We start from the raw sequence: 25,193 nt of genomic DNA, 5'->3' as shown, positions 1-25,193 counted from the left end.
AATAATGCGCCACCACAAACGGGTGGCGCGAGCCCTGCTTTATACCCGTCATACTTCAAGTTGCTTGTGCGTTGGTAATACTCGGCTCAGTTTTGAGCCTCACCCTTCGGGCCAGCGCTAGCGCTGTTCAAAACGCTTAACGTTTTGTCATGCAACTCGAATTATTTAGGGTATCTTTTTAATTATTTTGCTACCAACTTCAGGTCAACCGGAATGATGGCCTGCGTTTTTTCGCCTTTCAGCACTTTCGCAGCCGTTTCGATACCGATTACGCCGATCTGGTCTGGACGCTGAGCCACCGTAGCAGCCAGCTTGCCTGACTCAACGGCTTTCACGCCGTCTTGAGTACCGTCAAAGCCCACAACCAGCACATCGGTTTTGCCTGCGGTTTGTAGTGCACGCAGTGCGCCTAACGCCATTTCATCATTCTGTGCAAATACCGCCTGAACGTCAGGGTGTGCGGTCAGCAGGTTCTGCATCACGTTCAGCCCTTTAGTACGATCGAAGTCAGCCGGTTGGCTTGCCAGCATAGCGAATTTATTTTTCTCAGCAGATTTCATGAAACCCGCCCCTCGCTCACGCGCAGCAGAGGTTCCTGCAATCCCTTCCAACTGAATCACTTTGGCACCTTCGCCCAATTTTTTGGCAATGAAATCACCGGCAACTTTACCGCCGAAAGCGTTATCAGAAGCAACGTGACTGACGACTTCACCGCTGCTAGCGACACGGTCCAGCGTAATAACCGGGATCTTGGCCTGATTGGCCATTTTGATTGCATTGCCTACCGCATCAGAGTCAGTCGGGTTGATCAGCAAAACTTTGGTGCCACGAACCGTTAAATCCTGAACGTTAGCCAATTCTTTCGCAGGGTTATTCTGGGAATCCAGCACAATCAACTCATAACCCAGTTTATCGGCTTCTTTCTGTGCCCCCTCTTTCATGGAAACAAAGAACGGGTTATTCAGCGTAGAAACCACCAGAGCAACCGTATCTTTGGCCAAGGCATTAGCACTGACAGTCGCGCTCAGCGCAACAGCGGAAACCAGAGTAGCCAGCTTTTTCATATTCATAACTCAATTCCTGTGTGAATGAAGGTTATTTACTGCTTTTGTTATCTACCAGAACCGCCAGCAAAATGACGACGGCTTTGACGATCATTTGGTAGTAAGAAGAAACACCTAATAAATTCAGTCCGTTGTTGAGGAAACCAAGGATAAGTGCGCCGATCAACGTGCCAACAATACGCCCCTTGCCTCCTGCCAGACTGGTGCCGCCCAATACCACCGCCGCGATGGCATCCAGTTCATACCCTGTACCCGCGGTAGGCTGTGCAGAGGACAAACGTGCAACTTCGATAATTCCCGCCAGGGCAGACAACAGCCCACACAGGGAATAGACAATAATCTTGATTTTATCAACGCTGATACCGGATAAGCGGGTTGCGGATTCATTACCGCCAAGCGCATAGATATAGCGCCCCAGACGCGTATGGTGCAGCATGTACCACGTCGCAGCGAAGACGATAGCCATGATCCAGATTGGCGTCGGAATACCCAACGGGCGACCGATACCAAACCAGCCAAAAGCATCTGCCACATCGGAAAAACCGGTATTCACCGGGCTACCGTTGGTATAAACCATCGTTACACCGCGCAGTAACAGCATCATGACCAGCGTAGCGATAAATGCCTGCACTTTGCCTTTGGAAACAATGACACCCGTGCCTGCACCAATCAGCGCACCCAATGCTAGTGCGCCAAATACGGCCACCAGCGCATTCACTTCAAGCCCAACGATGGAAGCCGCTACAGCACCCGTCAGCGCCAGCAGTGAACCTACCGACAAATCGATTCCCGAGGTCAGGATCACCAGCGTCATACCGACGGCCATAATGGCGTTCACCGATGTCTGCTGGAGAATATTGAACAGGTTATTCAGGGTGAAAAAGTTAGGGCTCATGGCGGAAACAACCGCAATCAGGATCAGGAGCGCGATCAGCGATTTCTGCTCCAGTAACCACTCTTTGCTAAACCAGCGTTTTGCCGCGATAGATTGAGAACTCATGTCTGACTTACTCCTGCTTTGCGCCGTATTGCTTACCAACGGCCGCAGCCATCAGTGCTTCCTGGGTTGCTTGCTCAATCGGGAAATCACCGCTTAAGCGCCCTTCATGCATCACAATGATGCGATCGCTCATTCCCAAGACTTCGGGCATTTCGGATGACACCAATATGATGCTCAACCCTTCTTCTTTGAATTGATTAATTAACTGATAAATTTCTTTCTTCGCTCCCACGTCAACGCCACGCGTCGGCTCATCAAGGATCAAGACATTCGGGCGCGTCATCAGGCCACGGGCAATCGCCACTTTTTGCTGATTACCGCCGGAAAGCAGGCCGATAGGCTGCGCCATAGAAGGCGTTTTAACGTTGAACAGGCGAATAAAGTCGGCGACCGCCAACTGTTCTTCGGCGTGTTTGAGACGACCGCCAGCATGGCTGAAATAGCGCAGCGCAGTTAACGACATGTTTTCTTTTACCGACATGCCCAGCACCAGACCATCTCGCTTGCGATCTTCAGAAATGTAAACGATGCCGTTCGCCAAACCATCCTGCGGTTTACGCGTTACCACGTCGCGGCCATCAAGCGTCACATTGCCGCTAGTGCGCGGCAATGCACCGTAGAGAATCTTCATCAGTTCAGTACGGCCCGCGCCCATCAGCCCTGCGACCCCCAGTATTTCACCTTTTCGCACCGTAAAGTTGACGCTGTCGACACCAGGCCCAGACAGGTTCTGCACCTTAAGGCGAACGTCTCCCGGCGCTTTATTCGAGCGTGGGTACTGATCTTCCAGCTTGCGTCCCACCATCATTTCAATCAGCGTGTCTTCCTGTAAGTCGCTTACCGGACGCTCGCCGATAAACTGACCATCACGGAAAACGGTAATGTCATTGCAGATTTCGAAGATTTCTTTCAAACGGTGGGAAATATAGACGATGCCACATCCCTGAGATTGCAGCTCTTTGATCACACTGAATAACGACGCGGTTTCAGTATCCGTCAGGGCATCGGTGGGTTCGTCCATGATGATGACTTTCGATTCAAAGCTCAGCACTTTGGCAATTTCCACCATTTGCTGATCGCCAATCGATAAATCCCCCACCATACGGCGACTGTCGTAGCGCAAATTAAGGCGCTTCAGCAGTTTATCCGCTTCCGCATACATCTTGTTCCAGTCGATACGACCGAAACGGTTGGTAAATTCACGACCGAGGAAGATATTCTCGGCAATCGTCAGTTGGGGGATCAGGTTAAGTTCCTGATGGATAATACCGATACCTGCTTCCTGAGACGCTTTCGGCCCGTTGAAATCCACCTCTTGCCCCAGAAAATGGATGCTGCCGGCATCTTTACGGTAGATCCCGGTCAGGACTTTCATCATGGTGGACTTGCCCGCACCGTTCTCGCCCACCAGCGCCATCACTTTTCCCGGGTAGACATTGAGTGCCGCACCGGAAAGCGCTTTAACGCCCGGAAACGATTTCGTGATGCCTTGCAGTTGCAGTAAAGGTTGCATTGATACCTCAGAACGTTACGCCAGCACAAAGGATGACATTGGCATACGGAGAGCACTCTCCGCTGCGAATGATGGCCCGGCTTTTACCGCTTTGGGTTTTAAATTCTTCATGGCTGACATAGTGCAATGCAATTGAGTTTCCCTGATGTTGTTCAAGTTGCTTCAATTGATCGAGTAATGCGTCATGGACCGCGGGGTTCTTTTCAATCATCTCTTCCGCCAGAATAGCGGCCTCGACCTGCATTTCACTGGTGACAACATTAACCACCTGCAAAAACGTTGGCACATTGTGCGTCAACGCCAGATCGATACGGGTCGTCGTTTCTGGAATCGGTAAACCAGCATCACCAATAACAAGACTATCGGTGTGCCCCAGTCGAGCAATCACGGAAGAAATATCTGAATTCAATAGTGCTGCTTTTTTCATCTTCTCACCCCACCAGCGAAACGTTTCGCTGATAATATTCTAGAAAAAGAAGAGAGAAAGGCAACGAAGAAATAAAAAAAATGTGATCACCATCGAAACGTTTCGCTAACAAAAAATAAAGACAACAGAATGTGGTTATCTAACCTAGATAACTCAGGTTTCAGGAAGATGGCAAAGAAAGGTGTCTTGGTGAGCTTAATCACGTCGATTACCTGGGTGAATCAATGTAGCCAACGTGAAAAATGACGGAGATAGTGGTTGGTAAATAGAGAAAGGGCAGGCAATCGCCCGCCACTTGATAATTGAGAATAACGCCTTAGAGTTTACGAATCTGCTTCACATCCAGCTCGACGGAATTGAAATCTTTATCCAACTCACCCTGAATTTCCACTTTATCCGTGGGTGAAACCATCTGGCCATTCCAACGCTTATGGTCGATTTCAACTTCTATTGTTCCCGTCGAGTCGCGGAACAGATAGTTCTCATCACCAATCCGTTTTTCAATATTGCCACTCAGCGTAACCCAACTGTCATCACGCAGATCTTTAGCCTTAGCTACCGTCGTGAGGGAATTCTGTGGATCGAGGAATCCCCCTTTATGTGTGCCAACCGCAGGCGTTTCCGGGTTGACGAAACCACCGCCGCTTTGTGCAGCAAATACGGGGGCAGAAACCAGAGCGGTAATGGCGAATAACGCCGCTGCTTTTTTCATCGTATTCCTTCCTTATTTTGCCTGTCGTTTCGCAGTTAGCCTGCGGGAGTAATCGGTTTTCGAGAAGGATTAAAACAAACCGTTCTTAACAGAATCTTAAGGAGTCATCCTTTGCATTTTTATTTTTTTATATTGCTGAAATCGCCCGATTTCAGCGATTTTTCCTGTACACGCCGCCCAACGATTTCGTATAAAACCGGGAACGGCGTAAATGCGACAGCGACACATTCCCTGCGAGGCGGCCATGAGAATATTGTTAATCGAAGACGATCGCCTGATCGGTGATGGCCTAAAAGCTGGGTTGACCAAACTGGGCTTTACTATTGACTGGTTTACGGAAGGTAAAGCGGGTGCCGCCGCATTGAAGGCCGCACCTTATGATGCAGTGGTGCTCGATCTCAGCCTGCCGGGTATGGATGGGATGGATATCCTACGCCAGTGGCGTCAGGCTGGACATGACGAACCGGTACTGATTCTGACCGCCCGTGATGCGCTGGAACAGCGCGTGGAAGGGTTGCAACAGGGTGCCGATGATTATTTATGTAAGCCCTTTGCACTGACGGAAGTTGCCGCTCGTCTACAGGCACTGATTCGCCGCCGTCACGGTCAGCTCCAACCTGAATTAACGCACGGTTCGGTTTCCCTTGAACCGGGCTCGCGGAGCGTCACGCTTAACTGCGAGCCGTTGATACTAAAATCCCGCGAACTGGCGCTGCTGGAACTGTTTTTGCTCAATCCAAACCGTGTACTCACCCGTGCGCAGTTAGAAGAAAAGCTCTATGGGTGGGACGATGATGTCTCCAGCAATGCGGTCGAAGTACATATCCACCACCTGCGCAAAAAGCTGGGCAGCGGGTTTATCCGTACCGTGCATGGCATTGGCTATATTCTGGGGGACGCACCATGAACCGACTCAGCCTGCGTTTACGCCTGGTTGCGGGTTTTACGCTGCTGACAGTAATGTGCTGGGGTGTAGCCAGTCTGCTTGCGTGGTCTCAAACGCGCCATAACATCAATGAACTATTTGATACCCAGCAAATGCTGTTTGCCAAACGTCTGGCCACCATGAATCCCGATGAATTGCGAATCCAGCCAGCATCTCTGCCCAAGACCAAAAGCCTGGTACATAAAAACCGAGGTAAACAGGATGATGATGCGCTGGCTTTCGCCATTTTTACCCACGATGGAAAAATGGTGTTGAACGATGGTGAAAACGGCAAAGATTTCATTTTTGACGCTACACGCAACGGCTTCACCGACGGCAAACTGCGCGATGATAACGACGCATGGCGTATCGTCTGGCTGACGACAGAGGATAATCGTTACGTGATTGCAGTGGGTCAGGAATGGGAATACCGTCAGGATATGACACTAGATATTGTGAAAACCAACCTGATGCCCTGGCTGTTCGCCCTGCCGATCATGCTGGCACTGCTGTTCTGGCTGGTGACACGTGAACTCTCGCCGCTAAAACGCATTACCGCCGAACTTCAGCAGCGCTCCCCCGACGACAGCACATCGCTGGCGACACAGCATATCCCACAAGAAGTCCGCCCACTGGTCAACGCGCTGAACCTCCTGTTTTCCCGCATCAGCGATATGTTGCTTCGCGAACGCCGTTTTACCTCTGATGCGGCTCATGAATTGCGTAGCCCGCTGGCGGCCCTGAAAGTTCAAACCGAAGTCGCTCAGCTAGCGCATGACGATGAGGCCATGCGTCGCCATGCATTAATGAATCTGGATAAAGGTATCGATCGCGCCACCCGGCTGGTAGATCAACTCCTGACGCTGTCGCGGCTGGATGCAGAATCACATCCCGAGGGAATGCAGCCCGTTCAGTTCAATGAATTACTGCAACAGGCCGCCATCGCGCATTACCACACGGCACAAACCGCAGATATTGAACTGACGCTGGATTTACCGGATACCCCAGTTATTCGGCAAGGTCATCCACTGCTGCTGACCCTGCTGGTGCGCAATCTGTTAGATAACGCCATTCGCTACAGCAATGCAGGGGGAACGGTCAGTCTGACGCTGACAGGACGCGGCTTTAAAGTAGCCGATAACGGGCCGGGCATCAGCGATGAAGCGCTGGCAAGAATCGGCGAGCGTTTTTATCGCCCACCAGGGCAGGAAAAATCTGGCAGCGGTCTGGGAATTTCCATCGTGAACAATATCGCCGCGCTGCATCACATGCGGGTTGCTTTCACCAACCAGCCCGGAGGCGGGCTGATTGTGTCGGTGAATTGGTAGAAGCTGTAGGATGTTACGTTAAGGTGTTGGGATAAGATCGAGATATACGGTCGACCACGGGGCGAGGTATCCCTGCGGGAACCTCATCCCCGTGTTTCCCTAATAACCAACAACGAGTCGCTGCATACGTGTTAGTGATAGCGAGTACAGAGAGATCACTTAAATCTCGACCTGTATCCCTAGCTCGATCAGTCTGTTTGGCGGTATTTCAAACTGATCCGCCGCCCGTAGCGCATTGCGGCTGAGCATCATGAACAGCTTACCGCGCAAGCGCAGATACCATGGACGCTCACCGATAATCAGCGATTCATTGGACATAAAGAAAGATGTTTCCATCATCTGGCAGGTTAACCCATCCTGCCAACAGCGCTGAAAGACCTCTTCTACATCCGGCGTTTCACGCCAGCCATAGCTGGCGATCACGCGCCAAAATGTTGGAGAAAGCTGTTCAACCGTCACGCGGCGGGCATTCAGCACATAAGGAGCATCTTCCGTTCGCATGGTCAACAGCACCACCCGTTCGTGCAGGATTTTGTTGTGTTTGAGGTTATGCAGCAACGCGAACGGGATCACACGAGTCGCACGCGAGAAATACACTGCCGTACCAGGAACCCGTGTCGGTGGCGATTTCTCCAGCGAGGCAATCATGGCATCCAGCGAGTTACCATGCTCATGCAACCGACGCAGTAACCTGAAACGCTCACTTTTCCATGTCGTCATGATAATAAACATCACCATGCCCAGCGCCAGCGGCAGCCAACCGCCGGACAAGATCTTGACCACGTTTGCCAAAAACATTGGCAGGTCAATCATCAGCAAACCCGCCAACAAAACCCATGCCAGATAGCGATTCCAAAGCCAGTTCTTCACCGCGACCGTACAGAACAGAATGCTGGTAATCACCATCGTGCCCGTTACCGCAATACCGTAAGCCGCAGCCAGGCTGCTCGAATGCTCAAAGCTAACAATCACGATGACGACCGCGATATAAAGCATCCAGTTAATGGCAGGAATATAAATCTGACCGGATTCCATATCTGACGTGTGTACGATACGCATCGGCGGCAAATAACCCAGCCGCACTGCCTGACGCGTCAGGGAGAAAACGCCTGAAATCACTGCCTGTGAGGCAATAATCGTCGCCAGAGTCGCCAGTATCATCAGTGGTATTAATGCCCAATCTGGCGCCAACAGAAAGAACGGGTTTTTGATGGCTTCCGGGTCTTTTAACAGCAGCGCACCCTGCCCGAAGTAATTTAATACCAACGACGGCAGCACTACCGTAAACCACGCCAGACGAATCGGGAATTTACCGAAGTGGCCCATATCGGCATACAGCGCCTCGACACCGGTAATCGCCAACACCACCGCGCCCAGCGCAAAGAACGACACCGCTTTGTATTCGATAAAGAAGCGAACGGCATACATCGGATTCAACGCCTGCAAGACTTCCGGGCTAGCGATAATGCTGCGCGCACCCAGTACGCCGAGCGTCAAAAACCAAATCAGCATCACGGGTGCAAACAGCTTACCGACGCTGCCAGTACCGTGTTTTTGAATGATAAACAGTAATGTCAGAACGACAATCGAGAGCGGGACGATATAACTGTCCATCGACGGCGCGGCGATTTCCAGCCCTTCCATCGCCGACATCACCGAGATGGCTGGCGTGATGACGACTTCCCCATAGAAGAAGCTGCCGCCGATCAACCCCATAATGACCAGCACGGACGTCATGCGATCGGAGGTATTGCGCCCGGCTAACGACATGAGGGTGAGAATCCCACCTTCGCCTGCGTTATCGGCACGCATCACATAGGTGAGATATTTCAGCGAAACCACGAGGACTAACAGCCAAAAGATCAGTGAAAGAAAGCCAAAGACCGAATCAGGCTCGACCCCAAAACCAAACTGCCCGGATAAACATTCCCTTAACGTATAAAGAGGGCTGGTTCCTATATCTCCATAAACCACCCCGATGGCCGCCAGCGTGACAGCCGGGAGCGAACGTTTATGTTCTGAGCTCATAAACCTATCTTCTGTTATTAATCAGTCCGCGAAGCGCATCATTCACAGCAACTCGTCCAAAAGAGCACAGTATGCACAAATCAGGGTAAAAACCCATTTTTATTGTGTGAGCCCTCGTACACGAAACATCCTGTAAAAGGTGGTTTATTGCTTACCTACCCCTTTAGGGTGTAATAATCCGTAAAAGTATTCTAATAAAAATCTGTGATCTGCCGTTTATTATTACTATTGTCTTTCTGAAAGTAGGTTTTTTCTGATGCACTACTTTCAATAAAGCAGTCGGATTCAAAAATAAACGATTTCAGTACATCACATCATGGGACTAACGGATTAATTATGCGTCAAACTGCGGCATTGGCTGAAAGAATTTCTCGTCTCAGCCATGCGCTAGAACATGGGCTCTACGAAAGACAGCATGCTATTCGCCTCTGTCTGCTGGCCGCACTGAGCGGAGAAAGTGTTTTTCTGCTGGGGCCACCAGGTATAGCCAAAAGTATGATCGCCCGGCGTCTTAAGTTCGCGTTTCGTCATGCGAACGCATTTGAGTACCTGATGACCCGCTTTTCCACCCCGGAAGAAGTGTTTGGTCCCCTGTCCATTCAGGCACTGAAAGATGAAGGCCGCTACCAACGCCTGACGGCAGGTTATCTGCCAGAAGCCGAGATCGTGTTTCTGGATGAAATCTGGAAAGCGGGTCCCGCTATTTTGAATACCCTACTGACGGCCATTAACGAACGACGTTTCCGTAATGGCAACAGCGAAGACACTATCCCCATGCGCCTGCTGGTCGCAGCCTCGAATGAACTGCCTGAGGCAGATGGCGGTTTGGAAGCGCTTTACGACCGAATGCTCATCCGCCTATGGCTCGATCGCGTGCAGGAAAAGCAAAATTTCCGGGCGCTGCTCGTGAATACCAGCAACGATCGCGATAACCCCGTACCTCCAGCGCTCAGCGTCAGCAATGAAGAGTATCAACAGTGGCAGAAAGACATTGATCACGTCGCATTGCCGGAAGCGGGCTTCGAACTGATTTACACGCTGCGTCAACAGTTAGATAGGCTGGAACAAGCACCCTACATTTCCGATCGACGCTGGAAGAAAGCCCTGCGCCTGCTTCAGGCCAGCGCCTTTTTCTGCGGTCGGGATGCCATTACCCCCGTTGATATTATTCTGCTGAAGGACTGCCTCTGGCATGACCAAAGCACACTGATGCTCATCGAACGCCAGCTTGAGTTATTGATTACCGAGCATGCCTATCAGCAAAAAAGCCTGCTGTTCCGTCTTCAGCAGGTGAATACCAAGCGTCAACAATACCAGCGCGAACAAAGTGAATTACAGGCATTTTCGGTAGAGAAACAGGGGCACTTTCTGGGCCGAAAATTCCATTACACCTTACCTGACACGATCGCGGCTGAAACATTGGATCTCGTGCTGCAACGCCCGTTGATCCTGCACGATATTGAAGTCAACCACCTGATCATTGAAAAGAGCGCCTTACAAGGCTGGCTGCAAAAAGGCGGGGAAATCCGGGGTAAGCTCAACGGTATTGGTTTTACCCAACGTCTCGATCTGCTGGTGGACGATCGCCAGCACCTGACTATCCGCGATATCAGCCTGCAATCCTCTATTCTTTCTCTGCCGGAAAAACGTGACTGTGCGCTTCCTGCCGAAATTACCGATGAGTATGAAAAACTGAACATGCAACTGCGCGAGCAGCGTCGCTTGTTCAGTCAGCATCAGCCTTGCCTGTTCGCCCCTAGTGAGTGGCTGGCTAAAATAGAAGCCAGCCTGCAACAGATTGCCGAGCAGATCCAGCAATCAGAGCAACAGGACTAACGCAGATGATCACGCTGGAATCACTGGAAATGCTGCTGTCTATTGATGAAAACGAGTTGTTGGACGATCTTGTCGTCACGCTGCTGGCGACACCGCAGCTCGCTTTCTTCTTTGAAAAATATCCCAGCCTGAAATCCGCGTTACTCAACGACCTCCCTCACTGGAAAGAAACCTTAAAGCAGCGCTTGCGCACCACGCAGGTGCCGCCAGAGCTGGAAAAAGAATTTAGCTGCTACCAACGTTCACAATCGATCGACAACCAGGCATTTCAGACACGCCTGCCCGCGATTATGGATACGCTGAACAACGTGGAATCACCGTTTTTGACACAGGCCTCACAGCTTATTACCTCTCCAGAGAGAACTTTAGGGCAGAAGGTAACGAGTGGGCTCCATGCGCTCTTTCTTCAGCGCTGGCGGCTGAGTCTGACACTGCAAACCATTTCACTGCATCAGCAATTGATGGATCAGGAGCGGGAAATTCTGCTGGATGAATTGCAACAGCGCCTGACCCTTAGCGGTAAACTCGAGCCGATTTTAGCGGAAAATGAAAACGCGGCCGGACGGCTCTGGGATCTCAGCGCCGCACAGCGTATTCACACCGATCCCCGCTCTCTACTGGATTTCGGCGCTTTCCTGCAACGTCAGCCCGCATTGCAAAAACTGGCGGAACGCTTGGGCCGCAGCCGGGAAACCAAATCCATCCTCACCCAGGAAGCGCCACAAGAAGCCTTCCGGGTAAGAGTACGGGAACCCGCCACCGTGCCCGAGCAGGTGAGCGGCGTGCATCAGAGCGATGATATTTTGCGTCTGATGCCCACTGAGCTGGCAACGCTGGGCATCAGTGAACTGGAATACGAATTTTATCGTCGTCTGTTGGAACACCGGCTACTGACCTATCGCTTACAAGGGGAGAGCTGGCGTGAGAAAATCACCGAGCGGCCAGTGGTTCACCAACAAAACGAACAGCAGCCGCGTGGCCCGTTTATTGTCTGCGTTGATACTTCAGGCTCCATGGGTGGCTTTAATGAACGCTGTGCCAAAGCCTTCTGTCTGGCACTGATGCGCATCGCACTCGCTGACAACCGCCGTTGCTACATCATGTTATTTTCTACCGGCGTGGTGAAGTATGAGCTGACGTCTGAAGACGGATTAGAACAGGCAATACGCTTTCTCAGCCAATCCTTCCGCGGCGGCACAGATATGAGCGCCTGTCTGTCAGCATTGTTGGATAAGATGGACGATGCACTCTGGCATGATGCCGATGCGGTGGTGATTTCAGATTTTATCGCCCAGCGATTGCCGGATGAAGTGGTGAATAAGGTGAAAAGTCGTCAGAAGCAGCTACAGCATCGTTTTCATGCTGTAGCGATGTCCGATCATGGCAAACCCGGCATCATGCACATCTTTGACCATATCTGGCGCTTTGATACCGGGTTAAAAAGCCGCTTAATGCGCCGCTGGCAGCACGGCAAGGCTTATTAAAGCAGGCCGGAAACCGACTCACGCAGCGGCTGTGGCCATACACCGCACTGAACCTGACCAATATGCGGCAATTGCAGCAGCAGCATGACCAGACGAGACTGACCGATTCCCCCACCAATCGTTTGTGGCATCTCACCGCGCAGCAGCGCCTGATGCCATTCCAGCTTCAGACGTCCTTCGTCCTGCGTCAGCGCTAACTGGCGTGTTAATGCCTCTGCATCCACGCGGATCCCCATTGATGAAATCTCAAACGCATCGTTAAGAACCGGGTTCCACACAACGATATCTCCGTTCAAACCTGCTAATTCCTGCTCACCTGGCGTCGTCCAGTCATCATAATCCGGCGCACGCACATCATGAGAGTGTCCGCTGGACAGCTTACCGCCAATCCCAATCAGGAAGACCGCCCCCAGTTCTTTAGCAATGGCTCGCTCACGCCCTTTGGCATCCAGATCGGGATAGCGCTTCAGCAACGTTTCGGTATGCATAAAATGAATCTGCTCTGGCAGGAAAGGCTGAATGCCAAACGCCTGATGTACTGCAGCTTCAGTCGCTTTAATACCCTGATAAATACGCGTGACCGTCGATTTCAGATACTCGGCATTGCGCTCGCCATCCCCCATCACACGCTCCCAATCCCATTGATCGACATAAACGGAATGGATCGGGCTCAGGCGATCTTCGTCTGGGCGCAGCGCCTTCATGTGGGTATAAATCCCTTCCCCGAAGCTAAAATCATACGCGCCCAGCGTTTTGCGTTTCCATTTCGCCAGCGAGTGCACCACTTCAAATGTGGCATCAGGCAGGGCTTTAACCTTAACCTGTACTGCTTTTTCCGTACCAGACAGGTTATCCTGCGTGCCATCGCCGATACGGCTGAGAATCGGTGCCTGGACTTCAATCAATCCCAGAAGCTGCTCCAGTTGGCTGGAGAAGAAAGATTTAACGAAGCTGATTTGCTGCTGCTTTTCGATGTACTGCTTTTTCATTGCCGCGTCTCTTATTCATCGTATTTAGTTATTCATTAAGCAATATAAACCGCCTGTCATTCAATAATCTTATGGATAAATTGCACTTGCTCCTTTAATCCGTCATTTTATAGCGGTATAAAATCATTATTCGGTAAAATAGGCGGTTCAAAGTGGCAGAAATTTATCAGATCGATAATCTCGATCGCGGCATTCTTTCCGCTTTAATGGAAAATGCGCGCACCCCTTATGCCGAACTGGCAAAACAGTTTTCCGTCAGTCCGGGCACGATCCACGTTAGGGTGGAAAAAATGAAACAGGCGGGCATCATTATCGGCACGCGTCTGGACGTGAATCCAAAACAACTGGGCTATGACGTATGTTGCTTTATCGGCATCATACTAAAAAGTGCTAAAGACTATCCCTCGGCGCTGGAAAGACTGAATAATCTGGAAGAAGTGGTCGAGGCCTACTACACCACTGGACATTACAGCATCTTTATTAAAGTCATGTGCCGTTCGATCGAAGCACTGCAACATGTACTTATCAACAAGATCCAAACAATTGATGAAATCCAGTCCACTGAAACACTCATATCCCTGCAAAACCCCATCATGCGGACGATCGCGCCATAATATTTTTTTCCTATACCCATATTATCCACAGGTAGATCCCAGTCAGATCACAGCGTACAATGTCCCGTCTTTTATCGGATGGGATCGCTATGGCAGACATTACCTTAATCAGTGGCAGTACCCTTGGCAGCGCCGAATATGTAGCAGAGCATTTGGCTGAACTGCTGGAAAAGGATGATTTTTCCACTGAAATTCTCCACGGTCCTATGCTCGATGCACTACCTGAAAGCGGTATATGGCTGATGGTGACGTCTACGCATGGTGCAGGGGAGTTCCCTGACAACCTGAAACCACTATTTGAACAGTTGGAACAGCAAAAGCCCGATCTTTCTCAGGTGAGTTTTGGTGCAGTCGGGATCGGCAGTAAAGAGTACGATACTTTTTGTGGCGCGATCCAAACGGCGGATCGTGTACTCGTTCAATTAGGTGCTAAACGGATCGGTGAAATCCTCGAGATCGACATCACCCAGCATCAGATTCCAGAAGATCCAGCAGAAGAATGGCTAGGATCGTGGGTTAATTTACTCAAATAAGATGAAATATTCGGCAGTTGAATGTGGATAACTATGCTTAAATCAGGTGTAAAAGCAGTAGTTATCCCAATAACAACCCGAGTATGTTTTTTGTCCTGTGCATAAAGCCGCATTAAGATCCCAGCTTATACTGGCTAGGATCACCGATCATTCACAGGTAAGGATCATCAGCATTCTCTTGATCTTTAATATGAATAATCACTTATCCACACAACATGACGATCCTAATAAGAGATCTAATAAAGAGATCTTTAAATAAAAAGATCTTTCTTTAATTAACGAGGATCCAACGGACTTGGTCCTTGGCTCAAAGTTGAGTAGAATCCTCCACCCCAGGGCAAACAACGATCGTTCACCACTCATCATTCGCAATAATGCGAGGAGCAGTACCATGTTTTATCCAGATCCATTTGACGTCATCGTGATCGGTGGCGGTCATGCCGGAACAGAAGCGGCTATGGCTTCTGCCCGAATGGGCCAACAGACGCTTTTACTCACGCACAATATTGATACGCTGGGACAAATGTCTTGTAATCCGGCGATCGGCGGTATTGGAAAAGGCCATCTGGTTAAAGAGATCGATGCCATGGGAGGGTTGATGGCGCGTGCCGTCGATCAGGCAGGGATACAGTTTAGGATACTAAACAGCAGTAAAGGCCCGGCGGTCAGAGCCACTCGCGCACAAGCGGATCGCGTGCTCTATCGTCAGGCCGTTCGCACCGCTCTGGAGAATCAGCCAAACTTGACGATCTTCCAGCAGGCTGTTGACGATCTGATTGTGGAAAACGATCGTGTCGTTGGTGCGGTTACCCAGATGGGACTAAAATTTCGTGCCAAAGCCGTGGTGCTAACCGTGGGTACTTTCCTTGACGGCAAGATCCACATCGGACTCGATAACTACAGCGGCGGACGAGCAGGCGATCCACCGTCTATTCCTCTTGCACGCCGCTTGCGTGAACTGCCTCTGCGCGTTAACCGCTTGAAAACCGGTACTCCACCACGTATTGACGCCAGAACGATCGATTTTAGCGTGTTGGCACAGCAGCACGGTGACAACCCAATGCCGGTTTTTTCATTCCTGGGTAACGCAAGCCAGCATCCAGCGCAAATGCCGTGTTACATCACGCATACCAATGAGAAAACGCATGATGTGATCCGTAATAATCTGGATCGTAGCCCGATGTATGCCGGGATCATCGAAGGGATCGGCCCGCGCTACTGCCCCTCGATCGAAGACAAAGTGATGCGTTTTGCCGATCGAAACACCCATCAGATCTTTCTTGAACCTGAAGGGCTGACTAGCAACGAAATTTATCCCAACGGGATTTCAACCAGTTTACCGTTTGACGTCCAGTGGCAGATCGTTCGATCAATGGCAGGGATGGAAAATGCACGTATCGTTCGCCCTGGCTATGCCATTGAGTACGATTTCTTCGATCCTCGCGATCTGAAGCCTACGCTGGAAAACAAACACGTTCATGGTCTGTTCTTCGCTGGGCAAATCAACGGAACAACAGGGTATGAAGAAGCGGCGGCACAGGGGATGTTGGCAGGGCTGAATGCGGCTCGGTTGGCTGCCGATAAAGAAGGCTGGTCACCGCGTCGCGATCAAGCCTATCTCGGCGTGTTGGTTGACGATCTCTGTACACTAGGTACAAAAGAACCCTACCGTATGTTTACATCACGCGCTGAATATCGCCTGATGCTACGTGAAGATAACGCCGATCTCCGCTTGACCGAGATGGGTCGCGAACTAGGAATGGTCGACGATGAGCGTTGGGCTCGTTTCAACGAGAAGCTTGAGAATATTGAGAAAGAGCGCCAGCGCTTGCGTGACATTCACGTTCATCCTCAATCTGAGCAGTTAGACCAAATCAATTCGTTGCTGAAAACGCCGTTGTCGCGTGAAGCGAACGGTGAAGAACTGCTACGTCGCCCAGAAGTGGATTACCTTCAGCTCACTGCGCTACCGCTGTTTTCCCCTGGGTTAGCCGACGAGCAGGCTGCAGAACAGGTTGAAATCCAAGTCAAATATGAAGGGTATATTGCTCGTCAGCAGGATGAAATTGAGAAACAGTTACGCAATGAAAATGCGCTTCTACCTGCCGATCTGGATTACAAGCAGGTGAATGGATTGTCCAACGAGGTTATTGCCAAGCTGAACGATCACAAACCCTCTTCTATCGGCCAGGCCTCGCGTATATCTGGCATTACGCCTGCGGCAATCTCAATTCTATTGATCTGGCTTAAAAAACAGGGTCTGCTGCGTCGCAGCGCCTGATTTAAGATAAACGTATCCCCTAAATAGCCGGTTATCCGGCTATTTTTATTATTAACTTCATATTTTTCATCGGGATCTTATTGTGCACAACACACTCGATAATCTGCTAAATGCGGCTGGCATTGTGATTTCAGACAAGCAAAAAAATCTTCTGATACAGTATGTTGACATGCTGAACAAGTGGAACAAAGCTTATAACCTGACGTCTGTGCGCGATCCGCAGCAAATGCTGATCCGCCACATCATGGACAGCATCGTGGTTGAGTCACATTTAAGCGGGCAACGCTTTATCGATGTGGGAACGGGCCCTGGATTGCCGGGGATCCCGCTAGCGATTGTTCGCCCTGAGTCGCATTTTACCTTGCTGGATAGCCTAGGTAAGCGTGTGCGCTTCCTGCGTCAGGTACAGCATGAATTGCAGCTTGAGAACATCACACCGGTACAGAGTCGCGTTGAGGCATTTCCGGCAGAGCCACCTTTTGATGGCGTGATAAGCCGGGCATTTGCCTCTTTGCAAGACATGATTAGCTGGTGTGGTCATCTTCCCGCCAGACCAACAGGACGGTTTTATGCCCTGAAAGGCGTACTTCCAGAGGATGAATTGTCATCCTTGCCACAAGATGTCCTATTGGATCAGGTCGTTCGCTTATCTGTCCCTGATCTGGAAGGTGAACGCCATTTAGTCGTGCTTAAACCAAACTAATTTTGTTTTTTATCAAAAAAATTATAACTAAATATTGCGTGTCAGGTTGCCACCTTGTTTATCGGTGGCATCATTCCAGAATGCATTGCGATCACTGAAATTTTACATCTTCGTTTTTTCAGCGCTGCCCTTTTACTTTCGCACTGAATAATAACGAGAGAAAATAAATCATTGGCATCAAAATTTGGTTATTTTTGTGTTAATTGAGTAAAAAAAAGATATCAATAATGTCAATAGATAGTTTAAAGCTTGTTTGTTGCGTTTTTTGAATGAATGTATTTGTAAGTTATTGAAGTTAAATTAAATAAATGACTTTTTTTGCTAAAGACAAAAAAAAAACCGTTCTGTTATAAATGGTCGTAAATCCCTTTATGTGAGTCATATCACAGATTAGAGGCCTTTAGACATTAATTGCACCAGAGATGAGGCGGGGGGATTGTTAGCAAAAATGGGGCTTCAGAAAGAAATTTAAATAATTGTTCACCTTTTGGCTACTTATCGATTGAATTCGCAGGTGTGACCCGTATAATTTGCTCGTTTTTTGCTGCTTGACTCAGTGGTGTAAAGGCAGTTTTATACGTCATTCGGTATACCTCTGAAAAGGTACGGAGAGAGCAAACGTCATGCCTGTATCCCTTTACAGCGGAAAAGCAGCCTTAAGGCTGCTGTTGTTACAGTTAGTGACTTTTGCTTTGTTGAGTGCTGTTTTCAGCCTCAATAGCGTCAACGCTGCCGTTTCTGCATTAGGCGGAGGATTGGCAGCTTGGTTACCGAATGTCTTGTTTGTGCTGTTTGCCTTGCGTCATCAATCACACAAGCCTGCTGATGGGCGTGTGGCCTGGTCATTCGCGATTGGCGAGGCGCTTAAGGTATTTATCACCATTGCACTGTTAGTGGTGGCGTTAGGGGTGTTTAAAGCGGCATTTTTTCCGCTTGGCCTGACTTATTTATCGGTGCTGGTTATGCAGATCGTGGCACCAGTCGTAATTAATCGTTACCGTAATTAACAACAAAAGGGTAAGAGACATCATGGCTGCTGGAGAAATCTCTACTCCGCAAGAGTATATCGGTCACCACTTGCACCATTTGCAGGTAGGGACGGGTTTTTGGTCGATCAACGTCGATTCGATGTTTTTCTCCATCACTCTTGGGGTCCTCTTTCTGGTTATCTTCCACCGCGTAGCTAAACGTGCGACCAGCGGTGTGCCAGGTAAGCTGCAAACGGCCGTCGAACTGGTTATCGGTTTCGTTGACGGTACCGTGCGCGATATGTTCCATGGCAAAAGCAAACTGATTGCTCCTCTGGCGCTGACCATTTTCGTCTGGGTTTTCCTGATGAACATGATGGATCTGCTGCCTATCGATCTGTTGCCACAAATCTGGGCTGGGGTCTACAGCCTGCTAGGATACGATCCGGCGCATGCTTATTTGCGCGCAGTGCCGACGGCTGACGTGAACATCACGCTGTCTATGGCACTTGGGGTGTTTATCCTGGTGTTGTTCTACAGCATCAAAATGAAAGGTCTCGGTGGTTTTGTTAAAGAACTGACCATGCAACCGTTCAACCACCCAGTATTTATTCCTATCAACCTGATTCTTGAAGGTGTCAGCCTGCTGTCCAAACCTATTTCCTTAGGCTTGCGACTGTTTGGCAATATGTATGCGGGTGAGTTGATCTTCATCCTGATTGCCGGTCTGTTGCCGTGGTGGTCACAATGGCTGTTAAATGTGCCTTGGGCTATTTTCCACATTTTGATTATTACGCTTCAGGCTTTTATTTTCATGGTTCTGACGGTTGTTTATCTCTCGATGGCATCTGAAGAGCATTGATTTTCTTTCAACAAATAACGTTTTTAACTGAAACAAACTGGAGACTGTCATGGAAAACCTGAGTGTGGATCTGCTGTACATGGCTGCCGCGTTAATGATGGGTTTGGCGGCAATCGGTGCTGCGATCGGTATCGGCATTCTGGGTGGTAAATTCTTGGAAGGTGCTGCTCGTCAGCCTGACCTGATTCCTTTACTGCGTACACAGTTCTTTATCGTCATGGGTCTGGTTGACGCCATCCCAATGATCGCTGTTGGTCTGGGGCTGTATGTGATGTTTGCGGTGGCCTAAGCGGAATGTTTTCTGCTGAGGTTAAAACATCAACTTATTTAACTTTGAAAGAGGCATTGTGCTGTGAATATTAATGCAACAATCCTCGGCCAGGCCATTGCGTTCGTCCTGTTTGTCTGGTTCTGCATGAAGTTTGTATGGCCGCCGATGATGGCTGCCATCGAGAAACGTCAAAAAGAAATTGCTGACGGTCTTGCTTCTGCTGAACGTGCCAAAAAAGATTTGAACTTGGCTCAGGCCAATGCGACAGATCAACTGAAAAAAGCCAAAGCGGATGCTCAGGTTATCATTGAACAGGCGAACAAACGCCGTGCTCAGATCCTGGATGAGGCGAAAGTTGAAGCGGAAGCTGAACGTAACAAGATTGTGGCGCAGGCGCAGGCTGAAATCGAAGCCGAACGTAAGCGTGCTCGTGAAGAGTTGCGTAAGCAAGTTGCCGTATTGGCGATTGCCGGTGCCGAGAAAATTATTGAACGTTCCGTGGATGAAGCTGCTAACAGCGACATCGTTGATAAACTGGTCGCTGAACTGTAAGGAGGGAGGGGCTGATGTCTGAATTTGTCACGGTAGCTCGCCCCTACGCCAAAGCAGCTTTTGACTTTGCGGTTGATAATCAGGCTTTGGATCGCTGGCAGAACATGCTGGCGTTTTCGGCCGAAGTAGCGCGCAATGAACAGATTGCCGAATTGCTTTCTGGTGCAGTAGCACCGATTGAGCTGTCGAAAACGTTTATTGCCGTTTGTGGTGATCAACTTGATGAAGCCGGTCAGAACCTGATTAAGGTGATGGCCGAGAACGGACGTTTACCGGTGCTTACTGAAGTGCTGGAACAATTTATTCAACTGCGGGCAGCACTAGAATCGACGGTTGACGTCGATGTGATTTCTGCCAACACGTTGAATGAGCAGCAGCTATCAAAAATCGCTGTCGCTATGGAAAAACGTCTGTCACGCAAAGTGAAGCTGAATTGCAAAATTGATAAGTCTGTCATGGCCGGCGTGGTTATTCGCGCGGGCGATATGGTGATAGATGGCAGCATTCGCGGTCGTCTGGAACGTCTGGCAGACGTCTTGCAGTCTTAAGGGGACTGGAGCATGCAACTGAATTCCACCGAAATCAGCGAACTGATCAAGCAGCGCATTGCTCAGTTCAATGTGGTGAGCGAAGCTCACAATGAAGGTACTATTGTTTCCGTCAGTGACGGAATCATCCGTGTCCACGGTCTGGCAGACGTGATGCAGGGGGAGATGATCTCTCTGCCGGGTAACCGTTATGCAATCGCACTGAACCTGGAGCGCGACTCCGTTGGTGCGGTAGTCATGGGGCCGTATGCGGATCTGGCTGAAGGCATGAAAGTAAAATGCACCGGCCGTATTCTTGAAGTTCCGGTTGGCCGTGGCCTGTTGGGTCGCGTGGTCAACACGCTGGGCGCACCGATTGACGGTAAAGGCGCATTGGATCATGACGGTTTCTCTGCGGTTGAAGCGATTGCGCCTGGCGTTATCGAACGTCAGTCCGTTGATGAGCCAGTACAAACGGGCTATAAGTCCGTTGACGCCATGATTCCAATCGGTCGTGGTCAGCGTGAGCTGATTATCGGTGACCGTCAGACGGGTAAAACCGCGCTGGCCATCGACGCCATCATCAACCAGCGTGATTCCGGTATCAAATGTGTGTACGTCGCTATCGGCCAGAAAGCCTCCACGATTTCTAACGTGGTGCGTAAACTGGAAGAGCATGGCGCGTTGGAAAACACCATTGTCGTTGTCGCTACTGCGTCCGAGTCTGCTGCTCTGCAATATCTGGCACCGTATGCCGGTTGTGCGATGGGTGAGTATTTCCGCGACCGTGGTGAAGATGCACTGATTATTTATGATGACCTGTCCAAACAGGCCGTTGCTTATCGTCAGATTTCTCTGCTGCTCCGTCGTCCGCCAGGCCGTGAAGCTTATCCTGGTGACGTTTTCTACCTCCACTCCCGTTTGCTGGAGCGTGCATCGCGCGTTAACGCCGATTACGTTGAAGCATTCACCAAGGGTGAAGTGAAAGGGAAAACCGGTTCGTTGACGGCTCTGCCGATCATCGAAACGCAAGCGGGTGACGTTTCTGCGTTCGTTCCGACCAACGTAATCTCGATTACCGATGGTCAGATCTTCTTGGAATCTAACCTGTTTAACGCCGGTATTCGTCCTGCGGTTAACCCAGGGATCTCCGTATCCCGTGTGGGTGGTGCAGCACAGACCAAAATCATGAAAAAACTGTCCGGTGGTATTCGTACCGCACTGGCACAGTACCGTGAGCTGGCTGCGTTCTCTCAGTTCGCTTCCGATCTTGATGATGCAACCCGTAAGCAGTTGAGCCACGGTCAGAAAGTGACCGAGCTGTTGAAACAGAAACAGTATGCGCCGATGTCTGTCGCACAGCAGTCTCTGGTTCTGTTTGCGGCGGAACGTGGTTATCTGGAAGATGTTGAGCTGTCGAAAGTCGGTAGCTTTGAAGCGGCACTGTTGGCTTACGCTGACCGTGAGCATGGCGAACTTCTGCAACAAATCGACCAGACTGGCGCTTATAACGATGAGATCGAGGGCAAGTTTAAAGGCATCCTCGATACTTTTAAGGCAACCCAGTCCTGGTAACGCCCGGTGGCCTGCTGTAAAGCAGGCCGCAAGGCTTTGAGGAGAAGCAAAGATGGCCGGCGCAAAAGAGATACGTAGTAAGATCGCAAGCGTCCAAAATACGCAGAAGATCACCAAAGCAATGGAAATGGTCGCCGCTTCCAAAATGCGTAAATCGCAGGATCGTATGGCGGCCAGCCGTCCTTATGCGGAAACCATACGCAATGTGATTGGTCACCTTGCGTTAGGAAATCTGGAATATAAACACCCGTACCTGGAAGAACGTGACGTTAAGCGTGTTGGGTATTTGGTGGTGTCTACTGACCGTGGCCTGTGTGGTGGTTTGAACATTAACCTGTTCAAAAAACTGCTGGCTGATATGAAATCCTGGAGCGACAAAGGCGTTGAAACTGATTTAGCGCTGATTGGTTCCAAAGCGGTTTCTTTCTTCGGTTCGGTAGGCGGAAACATTGTTGCTCAGGTTACCGGTATGGGGGATAACCCTTCTGTATCAGAACTGATCGGCCCGGTTAAAGTTATGCTGCAAGCCTACGACGAAGGTCGTCTGGACAAGCTGTATATCGTAAGCAACAAGTTTATTAATACCATGTCTCAGGAACCGCTTGTTGTTCAAGTGTTACCGTTACCGCCTTCGGATGACGGTGAGTTGAAGAAGAAAGCCTGGGATTACCTGTATGAACCCGATCCTAAGTCGCTGCTGGATACCCTGCTGCGCCGTTATGTAGAATCTCAGGTTTATCAGGGCGTCGTAGAAAATCTGGCTAGTGAGCAGGCCGCGCGAATGGTTGCGATGAAAGCCGCGACTGATAACGGCGGTAGCCTGATCAAAGAGCTGCAGTTGGTATACAACAAGGCTCGTCAGGCCAGCATTACCCAGGAACTCACCGAAATCGTCGGGGGAGCCTCCGCGGTTTAAAGCAGGTTTACGAATTACGTATTGTCGAATTACGTAGAGGATTCAAGATGGCTACTGGAAAGATTATCCAGGTAATCGGCGCCGTGGTGGACGTCGAGTTCCCGCAAGATGCCGTACCGAAGGTGTACGATGCGCTTGAGGTAGAGAACGGCGCTGAGAAACTGGTGCTGGAAGTGCAGCAGCAGTTGGGCGGCGGTATCGTTCGTTGTATCGCAATGGGTTCTTCTGACGGCCTGCGTCGCGGGTTGAACGTGAATAACCTGGACCACCCGATCGAAGTGCCGGTAGGTAAAGCAACGCTGGGTCGTATCATGAACGTGTTGGGTGATCCCATCGACATGAAAGGCGACATTGGCGAAGAAGAGCGTTGGGCTATTCACCGCGCCGCTCCGAGCTATGAAGAGCTGTCAAACTCACAGGAACTGCTGGAAACCGGCATCAAGGTTATCGACCTGATGTGTCCGTTTGCCAAGGGCGGTAAAGTAGGTCTGTTCGGTGGTGCGGGTGTAGGTAAAACCGTAAACATGATGGAGCTGATCCGTAACATCGCGATCGAGCACTCCGGTTACTCCGTGTTTGCAGGTGTTGGTGAGCGTACCCGTGAAGGTAACGACTTCTACCACGAAATGACCGACTCCAACGTAATCGATAAAGTATCACTGGTTTATGGCCAGATGAACGAGCCACCAGGTAACCGTCTGCGCGTAGCATTGACCGGTCTGACCATGGCGGAAAAATTCCGTGATGAAGGCCGTGACGTACTGCTGTTCGTCGATAACATCTACCGTTATACCCTGGCTGGTACGGAAGTATCTGCACTGCTGGGCCGTATGCCTTCTGCGGTAGGTTATCAGCCAACGCTGGCGGAAGAGATGGGCGTTCTGCAAGAACGTATCACCTCAACCAAAACCGGTTCTATCACCTCCGTTCAGGCCGTTTACGTTCCTGCGGATGACTTGACTGACCCGTCACCAGCCACCACCTTTGCTCACTTGGATGCAACCGTGGTACTGAGCCGTCAGATCGCTTCTCTGGGTATCTACCCGGCCGTTGACCCGCTGGATTCCACCAGCCGTCAGTTGGATCCGTTGGTTGTTGGTCAGGAACACTATGATGTTGCCCGTGGCGTGCAGTCTATTCTGCAACGTTATCAGGAACTGAAAGACATCATCGCGATTCTGGGTATGGACGAACTGTCTGAAGAAGACAAGCTCGTGGTATCCCGCGCGCGTAAGATTCAGCGCTTCCTGTCTCAGCCGTTCTTCGTAGCGGAAGTATTTACCGGTTCTCCGGGCAAATACGTTTCCTTGAAAGACACCATTCGTGGCTTTAAAGGGATTATGGAAGGCGAGTACGACCACCTGCCAGAGCAGGCGTTCTACATGGTTGGTTCCATCGACGAAGTCGTGGAAAAAGCCAAGAAACTGTAACGCCTTGTAGGAGGGTGACATGGCTATGACTTACCACCTGGATGTTGTGAGTGCGGAGCAGCAAATGTTCTCCGGTCTGGTGCAGAAGATCCAGGTAACGGGGAGCGAAGGCGAACTGGGTATTTATCCGGGACATGCCCCTCTGCTCACTGCCATTAAACCGGGTATGATCCGTATCGTTAAGCAGCACGGTGAAGAAGAGTATATCTACCTTTCTGGTGGCGTCCTTGAGGTGCAGCCGAATATGGTTACCGTACTGTCCGATACCGCTATTCGTGGACAGGATTTGGATGAAGCCCGTGCGTTGGAAGCGAAACGCAAAGCTGAAGACCATATCCGCAATTCGCATGGCGATGTGGATTATGCTCAGGCTTCCGCGGAGCTGACTAAAGCGATTGCGAAGCTGCGCGTTATCGAGCTGACCAGAAAAGCGATGTAACCGGTAAGCTTGAAATAATTGAAGGCCAGTCAGTTTTAACTGACTGGCCTTTTTTCTCAGCTTTTTAATATTTATAAGGTCTTTCTTTCACCACTCTCAGGAAGATTGCCTCCGGGCTGACGCCACCGAGGTGGCTGTGGCGCCGGACCCGGTTGTAGAAGATTTCAATGGAATCGAAGATAGCGGCGCAAGCTGATTCAGTGACGCTTCTTCGCG

At 50.3% G+C, this 25,193-nt stretch carries 24 protein-coding genes; 17 read left to right on the top strand and 7 right to left on the bottom strand.

Features of this window, described 5'->3' with window-relative positions; translation table 11 throughout:
• Positions 1 to 182: 182 nt before the first annotated feature.
• From rbsB to A8F97_RS18805, 5 genes are all read right to left on the bottom strand, one after another.
• Positions 183 to 1,070, bottom strand: coding sequence for a ribose ABC transporter substrate-binding protein RbsB (gene rbsB, locus A8F97_RS18825; RefSeq protein WP_005976509.1), 888 nt, complete (start codon positions 1,068 to 1,070; stop codon positions 183 to 185).
• Positions 1,071 to 1,095: 25 nt separating this feature from the next.
• Positions 1,096 to 2,064: a ribose ABC transporter permease gene (gene rbsC, locus A8F97_RS18820; RefSeq protein WP_005976511.1), complete on the bottom strand. Its 969-nt coding sequence runs from the start codon at positions 2,062 to 2,064 to the stop codon at positions 1,096 to 1,098.
• A 7-nt stretch (positions 2,065 to 2,071) separates the two neighbouring features.
• A complete protein-coding gene (gene rbsA / locus A8F97_RS18815) occupies positions 2,072 to 3,577 on the bottom strand; it encodes a ribose ABC transporter ATP-binding protein RbsA (RefSeq protein WP_014702114.1) in 1,506 nt (501 codons plus the stop codon).
• A gap of 7 nt (positions 3,578 to 3,584) precedes the next feature.
• Entirely contained in the window at positions 3,585 to 4,004 is a 420-nt protein-coding gene (gene rbsD, locus A8F97_RS18810) for a D-ribose pyranase (protein WP_015731562.1), read from the bottom strand.
• Positions 4,005 to 4,320: 316 nt separating this feature from the next.
• A complete protein-coding gene (locus tag A8F97_RS18805; RefSeq protein WP_014702116.1) occupies positions 4,321 to 4,716 on the bottom strand; it encodes a YgiW/YdeI family stress tolerance OB fold protein in 396 nt (131 codons plus the stop codon).
• 244 nt (positions 4,717 to 4,960) lie between these two features.
• Here A8F97_RS18805 and qseB point away from each other — a divergent pair, with 244 nt between their 5' ends.
• Both qseB and qseC read left to right on the top strand, forming a co-directional pair.
• Positions 4,961 to 5,623, top strand: a complete 663-nt coding sequence (gene qseB / locus A8F97_RS18800) for a quorum sensing response regulator transcription factor QseB (RefSeq protein WP_014702117.1) — start codon at positions 4,961 to 4,963, stop codon at positions 5,621 to 5,623.
• Positions 5,620 to 6,969, top strand: a complete 1,350-nt coding sequence (qseC, locus tag A8F97_RS18795) for a quorum sensing histidine kinase QseC (protein WP_033072411.1) — start codon at positions 5,620 to 5,622, stop codon at positions 6,967 to 6,969. Before qseB ends, qseC begins: the two co-directional genes overlap by 4 nt.
• Before the next feature lie 159 nt (positions 6,970 to 7,128).
• On the opposite strand, the gene kup is transcribed toward qseC, so the two are convergent.
• Positions 7,129 to 8,997 (bottom strand): low affinity potassium transporter Kup, encoded by a 1,869-nt coding sequence (gene kup / locus A8F97_RS18790; RefSeq protein ID WP_033072410.1) that lies wholly within the window; start codon positions 8,995 to 8,997, stop codon positions 7,129 to 7,131.
• A gap of 336 nt (positions 8,998 to 9,333) precedes the next feature.
• On the opposite strand from kup, the gene ravA reads away from it, so the two are divergent.
• Together ravA and viaA are read left to right on the top strand one after the other, a co-directional pair.
• Positions 9,334 to 10,833: an ATPase RavA gene (gene ravA, locus A8F97_RS18785; RefSeq protein WP_015731565.1), complete on the top strand. Its 1,500-nt coding sequence runs from the start codon at positions 9,334 to 9,336 to the stop codon at positions 10,831 to 10,833.
• 5 nt (positions 10,834 to 10,838) lie between these two features.
• Positions 10,839 to 12,317 (top strand): ATPase RavA stimulator ViaA, encoded by a 1,479-nt coding sequence (viaA, locus tag A8F97_RS18780; protein ID WP_015731566.1) that lies wholly within the window; start codon positions 10,839 to 10,841, stop codon positions 12,315 to 12,317.
• Here viaA and asnA read toward each other — a convergent pair.
• Positions 12,314 to 13,306, bottom strand: a complete 993-nt coding sequence (gene asnA / locus A8F97_RS18775; protein ID WP_025920133.1) for an aspartate--ammonia ligase — start codon at positions 13,304 to 13,306, stop codon at positions 12,314 to 12,316. The two genes, viaA and asnA, sit on opposite strands and share 4 nt — an antisense overlap.
• Before the next feature lie 206 nt (positions 13,307 to 13,512).
• Here asnA and asnC point away from each other — a divergent pair, with 206 nt between their 5' ends.
• The 13 genes from asnC to A8F97_RS18710 all read left to right on the top strand — a co-directional run bounded on the left by asnC (position 13,513) and on the right by A8F97_RS18710 (position 24,977).
• The gene (gene asnC, locus A8F97_RS18770; RefSeq protein WP_228729514.1) at positions 13,513 to 13,920 is read left to right on the top strand and encodes a transcriptional regulator AsnC; all 408 of its coding nucleotides are present in this window, start codon (positions 13,513 to 13,515) and stop codon (positions 13,918 to 13,920) included.
• An 89-nt stretch (positions 13,921 to 14,009) separates the two neighbouring features.
• Positions 14,010 to 14,453: an FMN-binding protein MioC gene (gene mioC / locus A8F97_RS18765; RefSeq protein ID WP_014702123.1), complete on the top strand. Its 444-nt coding sequence runs from the start codon at positions 14,010 to 14,012 to the stop codon at positions 14,451 to 14,453.
• Between the two features lie 391 nt (positions 14,454 to 14,844).
• Complete coding sequence (gene mnmG / locus A8F97_RS18760) at positions 14,845 to 16,734, top strand: tRNA uridine-5-carboxymethylaminomethyl(34) synthesis enzyme MnmG (RefSeq protein ID WP_014702124.1); 1,890 nt, start codon at positions 14,845 to 14,847, stop codon at positions 16,732 to 16,734.
• 82 nt (positions 16,735 to 16,816) lie between these two features.
• Positions 16,817 to 17,437, top strand: a complete 621-nt coding sequence (gene rsmG / locus A8F97_RS18755) for a 16S rRNA (guanine(527)-N(7))-methyltransferase RsmG (RefSeq protein WP_014702125.1) — start codon at positions 16,817 to 16,819, stop codon at positions 17,435 to 17,437.
• A 623-nt stretch (positions 17,438 to 18,060) separates the two neighbouring features.
• Positions 18,061 to 18,444, top strand: coding sequence for a F0F1 ATP synthase subunit I (gene atpI / locus A8F97_RS18750; protein WP_005976539.1), 384 nt, complete (start codon positions 18,061 to 18,063; stop codon positions 18,442 to 18,444).
• 22 nt (positions 18,445 to 18,466) lie between these two features.
• On the top strand, positions 18,467 to 19,267 hold the full coding sequence (gene atpB / locus A8F97_RS18745; RefSeq protein WP_014702126.1) for a F0F1 ATP synthase subunit A: 801 nt from the start codon (positions 18,467 to 18,469) through the stop codon (positions 19,265 to 19,267).
• 49 nt (positions 19,268 to 19,316) lie between these two features.
• Positions 19,317 to 19,556 carry a F0F1 ATP synthase subunit C gene (gene atpE / locus A8F97_RS18740; RefSeq protein WP_005976545.1) on the top strand — a complete coding sequence of 80 codons (240 nt, stop codon included), beginning with the start codon at positions 19,317 to 19,319 and terminating at the stop codon, positions 19,554 to 19,556.
• Between the two features lie 63 nt (positions 19,557 to 19,619).
• Positions 19,620 to 20,090, top strand: coding sequence for a F0F1 ATP synthase subunit B (gene atpF, locus A8F97_RS18735; RefSeq protein ID WP_005976547.1), 471 nt, complete (start codon positions 19,620 to 19,622; stop codon positions 20,088 to 20,090).
• A 14-nt stretch (positions 20,091 to 20,104) separates the two neighbouring features.
• Positions 20,105 to 20,638 carry a F0F1 ATP synthase subunit delta gene (atpH, locus tag A8F97_RS18730; RefSeq protein ID WP_014702127.1) on the top strand — a complete coding sequence of 178 codons (534 nt, stop codon included), beginning with the start codon at positions 20,105 to 20,107 and terminating at the stop codon, positions 20,636 to 20,638.
• A gap of 12 nt (positions 20,639 to 20,650) precedes the next feature.
• Complete coding sequence (atpA, locus tag A8F97_RS18725; protein WP_005976551.1) at positions 20,651 to 22,192, top strand: F0F1 ATP synthase subunit alpha; 1,542 nt, start codon at positions 20,651 to 20,653, stop codon at positions 22,190 to 22,192.
• Between the two features lie 52 nt (positions 22,193 to 22,244).
• Entirely contained in the window at positions 22,245 to 23,108 is an 864-nt protein-coding gene (gene atpG, locus A8F97_RS18720) for a F0F1 ATP synthase subunit gamma (protein WP_005976554.1), read from the top strand.
• Between the two features lie 47 nt (positions 23,109 to 23,155).
• Positions 23,156 to 24,538, top strand: a complete 1,383-nt coding sequence (atpD, locus tag A8F97_RS18715; RefSeq protein ID WP_005976556.1) for a F0F1 ATP synthase subunit beta — start codon at positions 23,156 to 23,158, stop codon at positions 24,536 to 24,538.
• A 19-nt stretch (positions 24,539 to 24,557) separates the two neighbouring features.
• Complete coding sequence (locus A8F97_RS18710) at positions 24,558 to 24,977, top strand: F0F1 ATP synthase subunit epsilon (RefSeq protein ID WP_005976558.1); 420 nt, start codon at positions 24,558 to 24,560, stop codon at positions 24,975 to 24,977.
• Positions 24,978 to 25,193 lie beyond the last annotated feature (216 nt).

The sequence above is a fragment of the Pectobacterium parmentieri genome (assembly GCF_001742145.1).
In the GTDB taxonomy this organism is placed as follows: Bacteria; Pseudomonadota; Gammaproteobacteria; order Enterobacterales; family Enterobacteriaceae; genus Pectobacterium; species Pectobacterium parmentieri.
Note: the sequence above shows the minus strand (reverse complement) of the source record. Positions and strands in the feature narration are given on the sequence as shown.